Raw genomic sequence first — 16,843 nt, 5'->3', positions numbered from 1 at the left:
GGGTGGAGTGCAACACGAGGCCTGGCACGCGGACGAGACTGGCTATCTGATCCACCGTCATGTCGCCCAGGAGGAGCAGCTTCGTCGCAGCGCCATCCGCCGGTTGCCCGGACAGGCGAGCTGTGTCCGGTCGCCGACTCGCCGGCAAGTGTGAGCCGATCCGCCCTGTGACGACCGTCCTGAGCTTGGCCTGCCTCCGGCGGGAAGCGGCGACATCGAATACGGACTGTCCACCGCCGACTTCGGCCAGGACGCCGCCACGGCCCTGCAGATCGCGCAGCATCCGGTCCGGGATACGCCACATCGACCACCGTCAAAGAAGAACCCCGGATGCCGTTCGGCGGTGGGAGCCGGCGGATGGGGAGCGCTCCGGATCCCGCGCCGCTCTCGAGGAATCCGCCGGACTGCGCTGGATCACCGTCCAGTCCAGCGCCGGCCTACCCCGTCTGACCCCATGGACCAGGTACGTCGGCCACGTTGTCCTCCGCCACGAGTGATCAAGCAATGCCTCGTAGTTAACCCTCAGACAGATCTGTCAACGGCCCAGGGAGTGGTGGGTCGTGGTGGATCCATGAAGCGGCGAGCCTGCAGGTGCCGTGATCGGGTTTGTGAAGGAGTCCTTCTCTGGCCCACCGGCTCAACTGGGCACAAAGACTGTTGAAGTTGGGATATTGAAGCGCGTTCGCGATTTCGCTGGACGCGCCAGGTCCGGTGTGGGTCGGTGCGCAAGAGCTGAAGCGTGCGGTCTTTCGTGCCCGTCCTGGCCAGCGCGGTGGTGGGAGTCCGGGCAGCGGCCCCCGTGCCTGTTGATGGGAGGTGCGTGTCGGCGGGGCTGTGGATGCTGATCGCCAGGTGGGTGATGTTCTGGCTGGTCAACGGCCGACACTCGGTCGGGCTCAAGGGGTAGCGAGAGAGCGGGCACTTCATCCTGCGCGCACTCATGCGTGGGCGGCGCCGGGGAAGCAGGGCTGTCAGGACGGCGCTCCCCGGGGGCGAACACGTAGCGGGCGTCGAGATCGTCTTGGTAGTTGGCGGGGATCGCCAGGAGTTCCGCTCCGGCGGCTCGGATGCGGCGTACGGCGGGGGTGATGTCGTCGGTGGCGAGGGCGATGTGCTGGGCTCTGGTCCGGGTCTCCGCCGCCGGGCTTGGGGCCCAATTGAGGACGAGACGGAAGGCGCCGGTCTCGTCGGACAGAACGCGGCTGCGGAAGAGGCCGTAGGGGTCGGCGAGGTCGACGCTCTCGTGCGGGCGCAGCCCGAGGACGGTGCGGTGGAAGAGGACTGCCTCGTCGAAGTGGTGCCAGGGCTGGGTCAGGGCCACGTGGTCGACGCGGGTGACGATGCCGTCGGCCGAGCCGACGGTGGGAGTGAAATGGCTTGTCCAGTCGGGGTGTTCGGGACGGCGGGTGGCGCAGAAGAACAGTTCGGTTCCGTCGGGGGCGGCGACGGCGTCCAGGGAGATGTCCGCTTTGCCGCGGCGGTGGGGCAGCACTGGGGCGAGCACGGACTCGGCGCGGTCGGCGGCGGAGCGGGGGTCGGGGGTCTCGAGACCGATGGCGGCCAGCGCCGTGCCGTTGATGGGGGTTCCCCCGCTCGAGCGAAGCCGAGAGTGGGGGGTGCTGGTGCCGTGGTTCAGGAGGATGCGGGCGTCGCCCTGTTCCCACAGCTCCACCGGCTTTCCGGTGTGCCGTCCGGTCCGTCGGAATCCCAGGCCGGCCAGCAGTTCGGTCACCGGTTGCGGGTCGACGGTGGACAGTTCGGCGAAGGCGACGCCGGACGGGACGACGAGGGCGGGGAGGGGGCAATGCCCGCGCTCTCCTCCAGGGCGATCAGGGAGCGTAGCGCGTCGACGGCGGTGCTGCCCGCGTCCGCCTGGCGGAACACGTCGTTGAAGACCTCCAGTGAGAGCGGGCCGCGGTACCCGGCGTTCATGACATGGCGGACGAGGGAGGTCACGTCAAGGCCGCCCTGACCGGGGAAGCAGCGGTAGTGGCGGCTCCACTGCAAAACGTCCATGGCCATCAGCGGGGCGTCGGCGAGCTGGAGGAAGAAGATCTTCTCGCCGGGGATGTCCTCGACGCCTTGGAGATCCTTCGGTTCCGAGCAGCGGGAGAGGATGTGGAAGCTGTCCAGGCAGACACCGAGCGAGGGGTGGTCCGCCTGTTCGACGATGCGCCAGGCGTGGTCGTACGTGCTGACGTGCTGTCCCCAGGCGAGCGCCTCGTAGGCGACCCGGACGCCGAACTCCTGGGCCAGATCGGCCAGTCGGCCAAGCTGCTCGGCCGCCAGGGTGTCGTCGTCCAGAGCACGCGGGGAGACGGTGGAGCACACCAGGAGCGATTCGGTCCCGAGCCTGCGCATCACGTCGAACTTGCGCTCCGCGCGGCGCAGGTTCCGTACGAAGTCCTCCTCGGGGACGGCCTCCACGTCCCGCATCGGCTGGTAGAGGTCGATACCCAGTCCCAGGTCGCGGTGCGGGTGCGGACCTCCTCGGGGCTGAGCGGGCTCGCCAGCAGGTCGTTCTCGAAGATCTCGACGCCGTCGAAGCCCGCGCGGGCGGCCGCGGTCAGCTTCTCGGTCAGCGAACCGCTCAGGCAAACGGTCGCGATGGTCTTACGCATCCTGGTCGCCCCCGATCGTGATCCACGTCTTCCCGGCGCGCTCGACCGCGCCGGCGAACGCCTGCTGGGCCTCGTCGAGCGGGAAGCACGCCTCGACGACGGCTCCGGGGCGGGCCACGGACAGCTCGGCGATCGCGGTGGTGAAGTCGCCGGGGTGGTCGTAGATCATCGACCCCCGGATCACCAGCTGCCGGCGGACCACATCGTCGGTGGTCAGCGGCAGCTGCTGGGCATTGAGGCCGATCAGGACGACGGTGGCACCGGCGGCGGCGCGCTCCACCGCAGGGCCCAGCGCGGGTCCGTGGCCGGAGGTCTCGAAGACATAGGTGAACCCGGTGCGGCCGTCGTCGGGTGTCGCGCCCAACCGCTCGGCGCGGGCGAGCCGTTGCGGATGCGGTTCGGTGACGACCGGATCGATGCCCAGGCGGGACAGGATCAGACAGACCAGCAGCCCCTGGGCGCCGGCGCCGACGACCAGGCAGCGGTCCGCTGCCGTGACGCCGCTGCGCCGTACGGCGGCCCGTGCCACCGTGTACGGCTCGGTAGCGGCGAGGTCGGCGCCGGTCAGACCGTCGGGGACGGGATGGGAGAAGTGCGCGGGCAGGGCCACGCGTTCGGCGAGGACGCCCGGGGTGTTCAGTCCGACGATGGCCCGGTGCGGGCAGGCCGAGGTCAGGCCGGTGAGGCAGTCGGCGCACTTCAGACAGGCGTAGTTGGGTTCAATGACCACGCTCTGGCCCACCTGGCGGTCCCGCACCTCGGTGCCCACGGCGGCGATCCTGCCGAAGCCCTCGTGGCCCATGACCCATGACATCGCGGGCGGCCGCCGCCTGCCGTGGAAGACGGCGAGGTCGGTACCGCACAGCCCTACACCGTGCATGTCCACGACGACGTCGTACGGTCCGCAGTGGGGCTCCGGGTGGTCGTAGACGATCTCCATCCGGCCCGGTGCGGTGAGGACAGCTGCTTTCACCAGAACTCCAAGCGGTCCACTAGACGGTTCAATAATTCCACTGTGCGGTCAGCGTACGGCGTGAAAGGTGCCCCCAACAAGAGTTGGGGGCACCTCTGACGGTCAGGCGGTCGCGTCCGCCGCCGCGTGGTCACGTACGCCCTCCGTCGCCCCGGCCGTCACGTCGTCGCCCCGCATGCGCAGCGCGACGAGGAAGGAGACCGCGCAGCCCAGCGCCATGTAGGCGGCGACCAGCGTCCAGCCGCCACCCGCCCAGATGACCAGGGAGGCGGCGATGAGCGGGGTGAAGCCGCCCCCGATCGCGCTGGCGAGCTGGTAGCCGACGCCGGCGCCGCTGTAGCGGTACTCGGGGCCGAACATGTCGGTGAACAGGGACTGCTGGACGGACACGGCCATGTCGTGCGCGCCGTTCACGAGCAGGACCGCGCAGGGGATGATCAGCACGATCGAGCCGGACTCCATTGCCCAGAAGTACGGCAGCACGCTCACCGCGCCGATCAGCGCGCCCCAGCAGTACACCCGGCGGCGGCCGAAACGGTCGGCGAGGTAGGCGAAGGCCGGGATGGTGAGGACGGCCAGACCGCCGACGGCCAGGTTGACGTTGAGCAGACTGTCCCGGTTCAGGCCGAGTTCGCCGGCGCCGTACGCAAGGCCGAAGGTCGTCACGCCGTAGAAGGTGAACAGCTCCACGAGACGCAGCCCGATGATGGCGAAGAAGCCGGTCGGATTGGAGCGGACCGCGCTGAGCAGCGGGACGCGCGGTCGCGCGGTCTTCGCCATCGTGGCGACCCGCTCGGTGAAGACCGGGGACTCCTCGACCCTCGCCCGGACGATCAGTCCGACGATCACGAGGGCGGCACTGACCAGGAAGGGCACCCGCCAGCCCCAGGAGCGGAAGGCGGCGTCCGAGACAGTGCCCGACATGACCTTGGTGATCAGCGTGGCGAGCAGCAGGCCGACGGACGCGCCGACCTGGACTCCGCTGCTGTAGAGGGAGCGCCACTTGCGGGGCGCGTTCTCCACCGCCATGAGCGCGGCGCCGCCCCACTCGCCGCCGACCGCGAAGCCCTGCGTGGCGCGCAGCAGCACGAGCAGCGCGGGCGCCCAGACCCCGGCCTGGGCGTAGGTGGGCAGCACGCCGATCAGGGTGCTGGCCGTACCCATGATCAGCATGGTGAGGACCAGCATCCGCTTGCGGCCGAGCCGGTCCCCGAAGTGGCCGAAGACGATGCCGCCCAGCGGACGGAAGAGGAAGCCGACGCCGAAGGTGGCCCAGGCCGCCAGGGTGCCCACGGCCGGGGAGGAACCGGGGAAGAACAGGTCGGGGAAGAGGAGGCCCGCGACGATGCCGTAGAGGAAGAAGTCGTACCAGTCGACCACGGCTCCCATGAAGCTCGCGATCGCCGCCCTCTTCGCCAGGCCGGCGCCGCCGGCCTGGGTCGCCTGCTGGGTACTGCTCATCTCACACACTCCGTTGTATGGGCTGGACCGGTGGCCGCTGGCCACGTGAGAGTCACGCGGGGCGGGACCGCCGGGATGGCTGCGGTGGGGACAGACGCGACGCGACGGCGAGGGGCCCTGGGGTGCGAGCACACGTCTCGTGCGTACCGGGCCATCGCCACGGAGGTGCGGGCGGCGACCCTCGATCACTTGGTCCACAATGCGGATCAAAAAGTCCGATGGACGGCACCATAGGGGGGCGGATTAGCCGCATCAAGGGTTACTCCGAGATTGCTTCAGCATTACAGTTCCCTTGGTCCGCCTAGCGGACTATGGTCGAGGTGCCACAGACGGACAAGCGCGGCGGACAGGGCATGGCCGTCACGACGGGGAGGTAGCAGGTGAGCGACGGAGAGCCGCAAACGGAAGTCGAGCGGGAGCAGCACGGCACCGGCGTGCGCAGCGTGCGACGGGCGTTCGACATCCTCAACCTCCTCAGCGAGGACCGTCCCGTCATCACCCTGCGCGAAATCACCGAGGGCACCGGTCTGGCGAAGACCACCGTGCTGCGCCTGATGCAGACGCTGGAGGAGACCGGCCTGCTGCGGTCCCACCCCTCCGGATACGCAGCTGGACCCGGCCTGTGGCGCTGGGCCTACCTCGCCCGCAGCCAATGGGAGGTGCCGCAGGAGACCCGCAAGGTCATGCGCGACCTCGCCGACCGGCTCGGGGAGACCGTCAACCTCTTCGTCGCCCGGGACCTCTACCGGATCTGCGTCGCCCACGAAGAAAGCCCCCGTCCACTGCGCCACGTCGTCGATGTCGGCGACGAGCAGCCACTGTGGGCCGGCGCCTCCTCCAAGATCCTGCTGCGTGACGCCTCCGACGCGCTCCTTCGCCGAGTCGCTCTCGCCTCGCCCCACGGCGAGGCCCACGTCGAGCGCCTGCGGGCCTGGGCGGCGGAGGCGGCAGAGCGCGGCTACGCCGTCAGCAGCAGCGAGTTCGACGAGGGCCTGACCGCCGTGGCGGTACCCATCATCGGCCGCACTGGCAAGGCCGTCGCCTCCCTCTCCCTGAGCGGGCCCAGCCACCGTTTCCCGTACGAGGCCGTCGAGCACTTCGCCACCGACCTCGCCGAAGCTGCCGCCCTCCTCTCGGCCCAGGGCTTCGACCACCCCCTCAGCCAGGCCCACTGACCCGGGGCACCGGCCATCCCCGGCCCCCGATCGAGTGGGCGAGGCCGGCGTTGCTTCCCGTACCACCTGGCGCCGGGAGTGCGCGGGCGGACCTGCCCGGGCCCTTCTCCGGCCACAGCCCGCCCAGGTCCTCGCCGCCGGCCTTTTGACGACGTCGGCGACCCGGGCGAGCGGTTCCACCACGGACCGGCGGGCGGCGCAGTCGGGTTCCACGGCAGGGCGGACAGTGAGATCCACCGCCGCCGGGCGGCCCGGACGGCCGTGCACGTGCAGCTGCCGGCAGGCTCGCAGCACCTGCTCTGCGCCGGGCTCCATGTGGGTCGCGTCGCGGCGGGGCCGGGCAGGACCGGAACGGTGCGCACGCTGAGCGAACAATCTCCGGTCCACCCGCCGACCGGGCCTCAGATGCCGTCGGCGGCGAAGGCGATGAACTGGGTCACCTGCCGTGAAGCGAAGTTGTCGTCCGAGACGAGTACGACCGTGCGACGGCCGTCGGGCAGGCGCGGGCCGAGGGTGATGCCTTCGACGTTGTCCACCCTGGGCAGCCCGGGAACGTCGGACAGGTCGGACACGAGTGTCTTGTGGACCGGCCGGACGGGTCCGTCGGCCAGGGAGTCGCGGCCGAGCACGTTGGTGGCGCCGTGGAGGTCGACCAGGAAGAGGCGGGCCTTCCAGGTGTTGGTGCTGAAGAGGGAGGCGCGTTCGAGGACCAGGAAGCGGTCGTCGCCGAGGGCGACCAGGTCGCTGACGCCGTTGGTGTCCGTGCTGCCTGCGGGAGGTGTGGCGAAGAGCGGTTCCAGGGGGTACGCGTACTGCGCCACGGGCAGTCCGTTGCGTGCGTCGTGGACGGTGATCCGGGTGAGGGCGCCGTGGTCGGGGGTGGGGTCGTCGCCGTCCTGGTAGAGGGGGTCCTCCATGGCGGTGACGAGTTGGCGGCCGTCGGGGGTGAAGGTGACGCCTCCCAGGGTCTGGTTCCGGCGGGGGCCGATGGCCTGGGAGTTCATGTGCAGCTGTGGGGGCAGCGGGAGCTGTCCGCTGTACGCGCCGGTGGTGGTGGCACGCCGGATCCAGGGGTCACCGAGAACCGCGGGGCCGTCGGACGGCACGATGCGCTCGCCCTCGCTCGTCCAGACCAGACTGCCGTCGGACGGGTCGACGGCGATCCCCTCCGGATCCGGGGCCACCGTGGCGGTCTGCCCGGCGGGGGTGGAAGTGGGCGGGTAGGTGGTGCCGTCCGGCCGCAACCATGAGTGGGTGCCTATGAGTTCGGCGCCGGTGAGGTGGCCGCCGCCGAAGGTGACACGGGCGCTGTAGAAGCGGGCGGGGCCGGTCTGCGACCGGTCGTCGCTGATCAGGTAGTACAAGCCCGTCCGGATGTCGTAGCTGATGGCGGAGAGCCCGCCGACGGTGGTGCCCTGGAACGCCATGGCGTTCGGCAGTTCTTGCTCGCCGATGAAGTCCAGTCGTACGGCGCTGTCGTGCCCGGCAGCCGGTGAGGCGCCGGAGACGGCCGTCACGGACGCGAGGGCGATGGCGGAAGCGATGATCCGGGCTCGGGTGGCACGGATGCTCATGGATGCTCCTTGGCAGGGCATGCAGGACAGGGCATGCGGGAGGGAACAAGGGAGGGACGGCGCAGAAACAGGGGGCGAGGTTCAGTTGGTCGCCGGATCCGCGGCCACGCCGGAGACCGGGGAAGCCGGGCGGGCCGGGCGACGGCGGCGCCAGGCGAAGAACGCCAGGGCCAGCAGGGTGAGGGCGTACGGAATGGCGGAGACCAGCTGTGACGGGATGCTCAGGTTGCCGAGCTGCACCGCCAGGGCCTCGGCCGCGCCGAAGCCGAGCGCTGCCAGGAAGACGCCCCAGGGGCGCAGCGCGCCCAGGAAGACGGCGGCCAGGGCGATGTAGCCGCGGCCGGCCGTCATACCGGTGACGAAGAAGGAGACGGCGCCCATGCTGAGGAAGACCCCGGCTCCGCCGGCCAGCGCGCCGCTGAGTGCCAGGGTGGCGAACTGGACCCGGCGGACGGGGATGCCGACCGAGCGGGCCGCGTCGGGGAACTCGCCAACGGCGCGCAGGTGGAAGCCGAACCGGGTCCGGTGCAGCAGCCAGGCGACCGCTGGGGCCGCGGCGAGGGCGAGCCAGGTCATCAGGTTCTGCCCGCTCACCACTGTGCCGAGGCCCGGGATGTCCTCGATCAGCGGAAGGCGGACCTCGGGGAGGGCTCCGCTGTGCAGCCGGCTGGTGCCGCCCTTGTCGCCGAGCAGGGCGTACACGGCGTACGCGGTCACGCCGGACGCCAGCAGGTTGAGGCCGATGCCCGCGATGATCGCGTCGGCGCCCAGGTACAGGTGGAGTACGCCCAGCAGCAGGGTGAGCAGCGCGCCGGCGGCGATCCCGCAGACGGCCCCGGCCGCTACCGAGCCGCTGTATCCGGCGACCAGGGCCCCGGTGCACGCGGCGGCCAGCATCGAGCCCTCCAGGGCGATGTTCGGTACGCCGGCCCGTTCGGCGAGCAGTCCGCCGAGGGCGGCGAGGACATAGGGGGTCGACACCCGCAGGATCGCGGCGAGGAAGCCGGCGCTGAGCACGACGTCGAGGACGGGGCCCATCAGCGGGCCTCCCTTCGGGCAAGTCTTCTGGCGAGCTGGCGCTTGACGAGTTCGGGCAGCGTCCGGGCCGTCACCAGCAGCACGATGACCGCCTGGATGATGGTCACGGCCTCGGAACCGACGTCCGTCTGCTGCTCCATCACGTCACCGCCGACGCGCAGGTACGAGTAGAGGAGCGCGGCGGCGACCACGGCGACCGGGTTGTTGCGCGCCAGCAGGGCGACCACGATGCCCTCGAAGGCGAGGCCGCCGGCCATGTCGGGCTGGAGCCCGCCGTACACGCCGAGGGCGAGGTGAGCGCCGGCCAGTCCGGCCAGCGCGCCGCCGATGACGAAGCTCCACTCGATGGTGCGGGGCACGTCGATGCCGCCGTACCGGGCGAATTCGGGGTTGGAGCCGGTCATGCGGATGCGGTAGCCCAGGGGCGTCCTGGCGAGCAGGAACCACGCGGCGGCGGTCACCGCGAGCATGCCGAACAGTCCGATGTTGGCCTGGTCCAGGGGGACGCCGAAGAAGTCCGAGAGCAGCGGGAGCACCGAGTCGGGCCGGATGGGAGCCGACTGCACGGCGGCGCTGGCGGGGGCCTTGAGGTGGTCGGTGAGCAGCCAGTCGAAGACCCGTACGACGATGGCGTTGAGCATGAGCGTGGCGACGATCTCGTTGGCCCCGAGGCGGGCCTTCATCACCCCGGGCACCGCGCCCAGCGCGCCGCCCGCCAGAGCGGCTGCGCCCAGTGGTATGACCATGGCGGCGACCGGTGGCAGGGGGACGTTGATCGCCACCAGCGCGCCCGCCAGGGCACCCGCGTACACCTGGCCTTCCGCGCCGAGGCTGATCTGCCGGGCCCGGAAGGGGATGGCGACGGACAGGCCGAGCAGGGAGAGCGTCGTGGCGTCGGCGAGCCAGCGGCCGATGCGCGGGGTGCGGTCGAGCGGGCCGGTGAGGAGCGCGTTCAGTGCGCCGGGGGCGTCTTTGCCGGTCGCCAGGATCACCAGGAAGGCGATGAGGACGGCGACGGCGACGGTGAGCACGGTCATCGTCAGCTCGACGGCGGTGGACTGGCGCCTGGCGGCGAGGAACTCGCGGCGGCCTTCCAGCTCGACGGTGGTCGTCATCGTGCACCTGCCGTGATCCGCTGTTGTGAGTGCTGTTCGACTCCGAGCATGTACAACCCGGTCTCTTCCTCCGTGAGTCCGGCCGGATCGTCGAAGCGACCGACCAGCCGGCCGTCCTTGATCACCAGAAGCCGGTCGGAGAGCGCGAGCAGTTCGCCGAGGTCCGCGGAGACCAGAAGGATTGCCGCGCCCGCGTCGCGGGCTTCGACGAGTCGCTCGTACATGAAGTGCATGGCGCCGATGTCGACGCCCCGGGTGAGCTGGGCGGCCAGCAACAGGCGCGGCTCGGAGGACAGTTCGCGGGCGACGACGACCTTCTGCAGGTTGCCGCCGGACAGCGCTCCGGCCGGTACGGCGGGGTGGGGGGCCCGGATCGCGTAACGGCGGATCAGGTCCTCGGCCAGCTCCCGTATGCGGCGGATGTGCAGCGCGCCGCGCCGGGCGAGCGGGGGCCTGGAGAAGCGGTCGACGATCAGGTTGTCGGCGATGGACTGGTCCAGGGCGGCCCCGTTGGACAGCCGGTCCTCCGGGACGTGGGCGATACCGGCCGCGCGGTGCGCCGCCGCATCCAGGTGGGTGACATCGGTGCCGTCGACGGTGACGGAGCCGGCGGCCGGGCGGCGCAGCCCGGCGAGGAGCTCCACCAGTTCCGTCTGGCCGTTTCCTTCGATGCCCGCCAGGCCGACGATCTCCCCGGCGGCGATGTCGAGGGAGACACCGTGCAGGGGCTGTCCCACGTCCGCCCCGGAGGCCAGGTTCCGCACCTTGAGCACGGTCGCACCGGGGTGCGCGGGGGACCTCGGGACGTCCAAGGACATCTCCCGACCGACCATCATGGACGCCAGCTGCGCGGGGGACGCGTCCTCGGTGCGTACGGTGCCGACCACGGACCCGGCACGCATTACGGTGACGCGGTCGCTGATCGCCCGCACCTCTTTGAGCTTGTGGGAGATGAACAGCACGGTCATGCCCTGGTCGCGGAGTCCGCGTACGGCTTCGAAGAGGTCGGTGGCCTCCTGTGGGGTGAGGACGGCGGTGGGCTCGTCGAGGATGAGGATGCGGGCGCCCCGGTGCAGTGCCTTGAGGATCTCTGCTCGCTGCCGCATCCCCACGGAGACGTCGCTGACCCTGGCCCGGGGGTCGACGGCCAGGCCCGCCTCCTTTGCCAGCGCGGCGGTGCGCTCAACGGCGGCGGCCCGGTCGACCCGGGCGGCAGGGCCGGGTTCCACGCCGAGGACGACGTTCTCGGCGATGGTGAAGGACGGCACCAGCATGAGGTTCTGGTGGACCATGCCCACGCCGAGGGCGATGGCGTCCTGGGGTCCGGAGAGCCTGACCGTCTCGCCCTGGACACGGATCTGTCCGGCGGACGGCTGCTCCAGGCCGTACATCAGCTTCATCAGCGTCGACTTGCCGGCGCCGTTCTGTCCGACGATCGCCCGGATCTCGCCGCCGGGTACCTCGAGGTCGACGTCGCTGACGGCGCGGGTGCCGTTGGGGTACGTCTTCCCCAGGCCGGTGACCTGCAGGGCGAGGGCGGGGCGGGGTGGGGGATGCTGGTCCACGGGGGCTCCTTCCGTACCAGGGCCGCAGGTCAGAAGGCGGACGGGACCTGGACCTCACCGGACGCGATCTTCGCCGCCTGTGACTTGAGTTCGGCGCGTACGGCAGCAGGCACGAGCTTGTCGAAGTTGGCGTTGTCGACGTAGCCCACGCCGTCCTCGGCGAGGCCGACCGCGGAGGACTTGCCGTAGGCCAGGGTGCCGGCCTTGTTCTCCTTGGCTGCCAGATAGAGGGCGTTGCCGGCGTTCTTGAGGATGGAGGTGACCACGGTCTGCTGCTGGGCGGGGTCGCCCAGGGTCTTGTACTGGTCGGAGTCGACACCGAAGGCGTAGCGCTTGGCGGTGACGGCCGACTCGAACACGCCGAGGCCGGAGGAGCCCGCCACCGGCCACACCAGGGCCGCCCCCTGCGAGTACATGGACGAGGCGATCTCCTTGCCCTTCGCGGGGTCGCCGAAGGGGTTGTCGCCGCCCACGTACTGCACCAGGACACCGGACGACGGATTTCCGCCGGCCGCCTTGAATCCGGCCTTGAATCCGACGACGAAGTCCTCGATCACCGGGATCTTCACCCCGCCCATCAGGCCCACCTTCTTGCTGCCGGAGGCGCCGGGGAGGGAATTGGCTGCGACCAGTTTGTCGGCGAGGAATCCTGCCAGATAGGCGGCCTCGTTCTGCTTGAAGGTGACGGAGTACACATTGGTGCACTTGTTGGAACAGCCGCTCTTGCCCGTGTAGTCGACGGTGGAGTCGAAAAGCCAGAACTTCTTCTTCGGGTATTCGGGCGCCAGCTTGGAGATGAAGGCAGCGGTGTCCACGGTGCCCGCCGCGAGCACGTCGTAGTCGTCGCCCGAGGCCGCGTCCTCGAAGCCGGACTGCCACTTCGTGCGGTCGCCGCCCAGCTCGACGACCTTGAGGCTGTAGCCGAGGTCCTTCTCCGTCTTCTTCAGGCCCGCGTAGGCGGAGTCGAAGAACGAACGATCGCCGAGGTTTCCGTTGACCACGAACTTGATTCTCAGTTTTCCGGCCGAAGAGCCGGAAGAGCTTGAGGATCCGGAAGAGCCCGTTGCTGATCCACATCCGGCGAGGAGTGCGGAGAGTGCTGTTATGGCCCCGAGGGCCTTGATCTTGTCCATCGTTCTTTTCTCCTTCGCGTTGGCCGAAAGCTATGCAATGCAAAACGTTTTGGCCATACGTCTTCGTACGCCTTTGTGTTAGGAACTTGTTTCCAGTGTGGTGGCTGCGATGGTGACGGCTCGCTCGAAATCGGCCTCGCGCTCGGCCGGCGTGAGCGCCTGGGCCAGGCGTATGTGGTCGCTGACCGTCAGCACGGCCAGGGCCCGGCCGCCCTCGGCGGCGGCGGTGGCGTACAGGCCGGCGGCCTCCATCTCGACGGCCAGCGTGCCGTGGGCCTCCAGCTGCTCGAACAGGCCGGGGCGGGCGAGGTAGAAGTGGTCGCTGGTGAAGACCGGCCCGATGTGCACGCCCGGCCCGTCGCGCGCACCCGTCTCGGCGGCCTCTGCCGCTGCCTCCGCGGCAGCTTTGGCCAGGTCGAACGATGCGGCGTGACTCAGATGCACGCCATCGACGCGATGGTCGCTCATCGCCGAGTCGGTGTGGGCGGCGGTGGCCACCACGACGTCGCGCAGACCCACCGCCTGTGGTATCCCGCCGGCGGTGCCGACGCGGACGATGCTGCGTACTCCGTAGAAGCGGAAGAGCTCGGTGGCGTAGATGGTCACGGACGGCATGCCCATGCCGGAGGCCAGGACGGACAGCGGTCTGCCCCGGTAGGAGCCTGTCCAGCCCTCGATGCCGCGTACTTCGGTGACCAGGCGGGCGTCTTGGAGGAAGGTTTCAGCGATCCGTCGGGCCCGGCGTGGGTCGCCGGGCATCAGCACATCCGGGGCGAAGTCGCCGGGTGCGGCGGAAATGTGCGGAGTGACCATCAGGCTTCCTCCCCTGCCGGGTCGGTTGCCGCAGCAGTGTCGGCCGCCGCCAGCCAGCGGACCAGTCGGTCCCAGAGCTCCGGGTATCCCTTCCACGCGAGGAAGTCCGGCGGCGCCCAGTGCGGCGCGAGGTCGGAGGTGAAGGCCGCCGACCGCCCGGCGCCGTACCCGCCGACCACCAGCAGCGGGTGACCGCCGCACTCGGCGAGCAGCTCGGCCCCTTCCCGTACCCGCACCTCGTTGAGACCGAGCAGAGACGGCCAGGTCGTGCCCAGCCCGTCGACCACCCGGTGCCGGGCGACGACCCGGGGCGAGGCACCGGCGGGCAGCTCCACCCGGTCGTCGCGGTCATGCAGAGCGACCGGCAGTGCGGCGGCCAGCGGGGTGCGCCCCCAGCGGGCCTTGGCGTCGATGCCGGTGAAGGTGAGGTAGCCGCCCACCATCAGCAGGCCGCCGCCGCCCTCGACGTACGCCCGCAGCAGTTCGGGGCGATCCGGCGCGGGAACGGAGCGGGCGAAGGTCTCCGGCGGGAGCTGGAAGCTGTTGGCCCCGACGTCGCTGATCACCACCACGTCGTACGCGGCGAATCCCTCGACCGAGGAGGGCAGCCGGTGGGGTATCTCGTGCGCCGGTACGTACGTCACCTCGTGGCCGCGATCGCGCAGCGCGCCCAGGAAGGCGCCCGCCCCCTCGACGTACTCGGAGGTGTGGAAGGAGTCGAACCCCTTGTGGTGGATGGAGTGGGTGAACCAGGACTCACCCACGACGAGGACATGCGTCATCGCTGCGCCGTGCCTTTCAGTTCGGGTTATGGGGTTACGGGACTTCTGGGTTACGGGACTTCTGGGTTACGGGCGGTGTCAGCGCGGGGCGGCCGTGCTGGCGCGGGCTTTCAGCCGGACCGGGAGGATGTGACGGGAGGCGGGGGGTACCTCGCCCCGGTGGACGTACTGCAGCAACTGGGCGGCGGCCGTGCGGCCGATGTCGTACGCGGGCTGGTGGACGGTGGTGAGCGACGGGTGGACGCGGGCGGCGAGCATGATGTCGTCGAAGCCCGCCACCGACACGTCGTGCGGGACGCTCAGCCCCGCATCCTCCAGGGCGGCGACCGCGCCGAGCGCCATGAGGTCGTTGGCCGCGAACACCGCGGTGAAGCGGCGCGGGCCGCCCCCGTTGAGGGCCGCGGCCACCATGTCGTAACCGGACCGCTCGACGAAGGCGCCCTCGACCTCGGTGACGCCCTCGTCGCCGAACGCCTCCCGGAATCCCGCGATCCGCTCGACACTGCTGACCAGGTCCCCCGGGCCGCTCACCGCCAGCGCCCTGCGGTGGCCCAGCTCCCGCAGGTGCTGCCCGACCAGCCGGCCGCCCGCGCGGTGGTCGGCGGTGACGAGGATCGTCTGCTCCAGCAGCCCAGGGACCACCTCGTCGGCCAGGGCTATGGGGAAGCGGCCGAGCAGCGATGCCAGCCGGTCGCGGGAGGGTGGTGAACCCGACGCGTAGACCATCCCGTCGATGAACCGGCCCCGCAGCAGCTCCAGGTAGCGGTCCTCACGCTCGGGGTCGAACTCGGTGTTGCACAGGATGACCCCGTAACCCAGGTCGTGGGCGGCGTCCTCGACGCCCTTGGCCAGCTCCGCGAAGAACTGGTTGGTGATGTCGGGAACGAGCAGGCCGATGACGTTCGTGGAACCCGCCTGCAGGTTGCGGGCGGTCGAGGCCGGCACGAAGCCGAGCCTGGCGACCACCGCGCGCACCCGGTCCGCGGTCTCCTGGGCGACCGGCCGGTTGCCGCTCAGCACGTGCGAGACCGTAGTCGGGCTCACCCGGGCAGCGGCCGCGACGTCCTTGATCGACGCGGGCCGCCGCACCCGGCGTCTGCCCTCGTCGGCGTCTGTGTCAGGGGTCATAGCGCTGAACCGCCCTGCCGTGCGAGGTGTCCAGCAGCGCGGGCACCCGCGCCTCGATCTCGGCCAGCAGCCCAGGCACGTCCACGGTCAGCAGGCGCCCGTCGCGCACCACGACCCGCCCGTCCACGACCACCGTGCGCACATCACTCGCCCGGGTGCTGTAGACGAGAGCTGCCACCGGGTCGTGCAGCGGTCGGCAGTGGAGGCCGGACAGATCGACCAGCACGATGTCCGCCCGGCGGCCGGGTTCCAGGGCACCGATCCGGTCGCCCAGCCCCAGCGCCAGTGCCCCGCGGCGCGTGGCCAGCCGAATGGTGTCGGAGACCGTCATCCAGGTGGCGTCCCGCTCCGCCTGCTTCTGGGTCAGTGCCACCAGCCGCATGGCCTCCCACACGTCGAGTGTGTTGTGTCCGGCGGCTCCGTCCGTCCCCGCCGCGACGGTCACCCCGGCTCCGAGCAGGCCCCGTACCGGGGTGAGCGGGTGCAGGGCGTGCTTCAGGTACACCTTCGGGCAGCACGCCACTGCCGTCCGGTCGCGGTACCGCGACAGCACCTCGAGATCCGGTTCCGTGATCCCGCATCCGTGGGCGATCAGCGCCCCGGCGTCCAGAACGCCGGTCCGCTCCAGCACCCCGATGGGGGTGATGCCGCGCCGCGCGAGACTCGATTCCGTCTGCTCCAGGTGCTCGGCGGCGTGGATGTGGATCCGTACGCCCATGGCACGGGCCCGCTCCGCGATCCGGGCCAGGTCCTCGTCGTCCACGGTGTACGGCGCGTGCGGCCCGAGCGACGCGGTGACCCGCCCGCCGCCCGCGCCGTGCAGCGTTCCGGCGGTCTCGATGCTCTCCTCCAGCGCCCTGCCGCCACGGCTGCTGAAGTATGTGGGCGCGATGTCGGCGCGGATCCCGGTCCGTACCACGGTCTCGGCGATCCGTTCGGCGTGGAAGTAGTGGTCGGCGAACGCGGTCACCCCGCTGAGCAGCATCTCCGCACAGGCGAGTTCGGCACCGAGGCCGATGTCGGCGGGTGTCAGGTTGACCTCCATCGGCCACACCCGCTCGTTGAACCACGCCTCGACACTGACGTCCTCGGCGGCACCCCGCATCAACACCATCGGGCTGTGCGTATGGGAGTTCACCAACCCTGGCATGGCCAACAGCCCGGTCCCGTCGACCGTCTCAGCTCCGGAGAAGCTCGCGTCCCGGGCGGCCTCCGGCCGGGTACCCGCGGGACCCAGCCACACGATCACCCCGTCCTCGACCAGGATGTCCTGGTCCGTTTCCACCCGGCACGGGCCCTGCTCGGGCACCACAAGCACCGAGCAGGACGTCACGATCAGTCGCCGCATCCTGGAATCCTTCCGTTCAAACCGGACGCTAGGGATCCAAAACGTTTTGCACAACCCTCGTCCGAGTTGTGTTTCAAGCCCTGTCGACAGCCGGGGGCACGGCCCCTGCATCGCTGT

General features: G+C 70.5%; 12 protein-coding genes and 1 pseudogene. 1 reads left to right on the top strand and 12 read right to left on the bottom strand.

Annotated features, from left to right (window positions below):
* Positions 1-982: 982 nt before the first annotated feature.
* The 3 genes and pseudogenes from ACFY1U_RS45490 to shiA form a co-directional block, all read right to left on the bottom strand.
* A pseudogene (locus ACFY1U_RS45490) lies at positions 983-2,621 on the bottom strand (TIM barrel protein); the annotation flags it as partial.
* On the bottom strand, positions 2,614-3,594 hold the full coding sequence (locus tag ACFY1U_RS45485; RefSeq protein WP_390699962.1) for a zinc-binding dehydrogenase: 981 nt from the start codon (positions 3,592-3,594) through the stop codon (positions 2,614-2,616). The gene ACFY1U_RS45485 and the pseudogene ACFY1U_RS45490, both read right to left, overlap by 8 nt.
* Positions 3,595-3,696: 102 nt before the next feature.
* On the bottom strand, positions 3,697-5,055 hold the full coding sequence (gene shiA, locus ACFY1U_RS45480) for a shikimate transporter (protein WP_390699961.1): 1,359 nt from the start codon (positions 5,053-5,055) through the stop codon (positions 3,697-3,699).
* A gap of 380 nt (positions 5,056-5,435) precedes the next feature.
* On the opposite strand from shiA, the gene ACFY1U_RS45475 reads away from it, so the two are divergent.
* On the top strand, positions 5,436-6,230 hold the full coding sequence (locus ACFY1U_RS45475) for an IclR family transcriptional regulator (protein ID WP_390699960.1): 795 nt from the start codon (positions 5,436-5,438) through the stop codon (positions 6,228-6,230).
* A 401-nt stretch (positions 6,231-6,631) separates the two neighbouring features.
* Here the strand turns inward: ACFY1U_RS45475 and ACFY1U_RS45470 are convergent, their stop codons facing one another.
* The 9 genes from ACFY1U_RS45470 to ACFY1U_RS45430 all read right to left on the bottom strand — a co-directional run bounded on the left by ACFY1U_RS45470 (position 6,632) and on the right by ACFY1U_RS45430 (position 16,726).
* Entirely contained in the window at positions 6,632-7,804 is a 1,173-nt protein-coding gene (locus tag ACFY1U_RS45470) for an esterase-like activity of phytase family protein (RefSeq protein ID WP_390699959.1), read from the bottom strand.
* Between the two features lie 81 nt (positions 7,805-7,885).
* Positions 7,886-8,842, bottom strand: a complete 957-nt coding sequence (locus tag ACFY1U_RS45465; protein ID WP_390699958.1) for an ABC transporter permease — start codon at positions 8,840-8,842, stop codon at positions 7,886-7,888.
* Complete coding sequence (locus ACFY1U_RS45460) at positions 8,842-9,957, bottom strand: ABC transporter permease (protein ID WP_390699957.1); 1,116 nt, start codon at positions 9,955-9,957, stop codon at positions 8,842-8,844. Before ACFY1U_RS45460 ends, ACFY1U_RS45465 begins: the two co-directional genes overlap by 1 nt.
* The gene (locus ACFY1U_RS45455) at positions 9,954-11,522 is read right to left on the bottom strand and encodes an ABC transporter ATP-binding protein (protein ID WP_390699956.1); all 1,569 of its coding nucleotides are present in this window, start codon (positions 11,520-11,522) and stop codon (positions 9,954-9,956) included. The genes ACFY1U_RS45460 and ACFY1U_RS45455 overlap by 4 nt, the downstream gene beginning before the upstream one ends.
* Positions 11,523-11,551: 29 nt before the next feature.
* Complete coding sequence (locus ACFY1U_RS45450; protein WP_390699955.1) at positions 11,552-12,523, bottom strand: BMP family ABC transporter substrate-binding protein; 972 nt, start codon at positions 12,521-12,523, stop codon at positions 11,552-11,554.
* 210 nt (positions 12,524-12,733) lie between these two features.
* Positions 12,734-13,468, bottom strand: coding sequence for a purine-nucleoside phosphorylase (gene deoD, locus ACFY1U_RS45445; RefSeq protein ID WP_390699954.1), 735 nt, complete (start codon positions 13,466-13,468; stop codon positions 12,734-12,736).
* The gene (locus ACFY1U_RS45440) at positions 13,468-14,250 is read right to left on the bottom strand and encodes a glutamine amidotransferase (protein WP_390699953.1); all 783 of its coding nucleotides are present in this window, start codon (positions 14,248-14,250) and stop codon (positions 13,468-13,470) included. Before ACFY1U_RS45440 ends, deoD begins: the two co-directional genes overlap by 1 nt.
* 78 nt (positions 14,251-14,328) lie before the next feature.
* Positions 14,329-15,378, bottom strand: coding sequence for a LacI family DNA-binding transcriptional regulator (locus tag ACFY1U_RS45435; RefSeq protein ID WP_390699952.1), 1,050 nt, complete (start codon positions 15,376-15,378; stop codon positions 14,329-14,331).
* Positions 15,368-16,726 carry an amidohydrolase gene (locus ACFY1U_RS45430; protein WP_390699951.1) on the bottom strand — a complete coding sequence of 453 codons (1,359 nt, stop codon included), beginning with the start codon at positions 16,724-16,726 and terminating at the stop codon, positions 15,368-15,370. The genes ACFY1U_RS45435 and ACFY1U_RS45430 overlap by 11 nt, the downstream gene beginning before the upstream one ends.
* Positions 16,727-16,843: the final 117 nt, after the last annotated feature.

It is taken from the genome of Streptomyces sp. NPDC001351, assembly GCF_042896045.1.
In the GTDB taxonomy this organism is placed as follows: domain Bacteria; phylum Actinomycetota; class Actinomycetes; order Streptomycetales; family Streptomycetaceae; genus Streptomyces.
Note: the sequence above shows the minus strand (reverse complement) of the source record. Positions and strands in the feature narration are given on the sequence as shown.

Coding starts and splice junctions, on each gene's coding strand:
- ACFY1U_RS45460 (WP_390699957.1), bottom strand. CDS start 9,957: ATGACGACCACCGTCGAGCTGGAAGGCCGCCGCGAGTTCCTCGCCGCC.
- ACFY1U_RS45435 (WP_390699952.1), bottom strand. CDS start 15,378: ATGACCCCTGACACAGACGCCGACGAGGGCAGACGCCGGGTGCGGCGG.
- ACFY1U_RS45440 (WP_390699953.1), bottom strand. CDS start 14,250: ATGACGCATGTCCTCGTCGTGGGTGAGTCCTGGTTCACCCACTCCATC.
- deoD (WP_390699954.1), bottom strand. CDS start 13,468: ATGGTCACTCCGCACATTTCCGCCGCACCCGGCGACTTCGCCCCGGAT.
- ACFY1U_RS45430 (WP_390699951.1), bottom strand. CDS start 16,726: ATGCGGCGACTGATCGTGACGTCCTGCTCGGTGCTTGTGGTGCCCGAG.
- ACFY1U_RS45465 (WP_390699958.1), bottom strand. CDS start 8,842: ATGGGCCCCGTCCTCGACGTCGTGCTCAGCGCCGGCTTCCTCGCCGCG.
- shiA (WP_390699961.1), bottom strand. CDS start 5,055: ATGAGCAGTACCCAGCAGGCGACCCAGGCCGGCGGCGCCGGCCTGGCG.
- ACFY1U_RS45470 (WP_390699959.1), bottom strand. CDS start 7,804: ATGAGCATCCGTGCCACCCGAGCCCGGATCATCGCTTCCGCCATCGCC.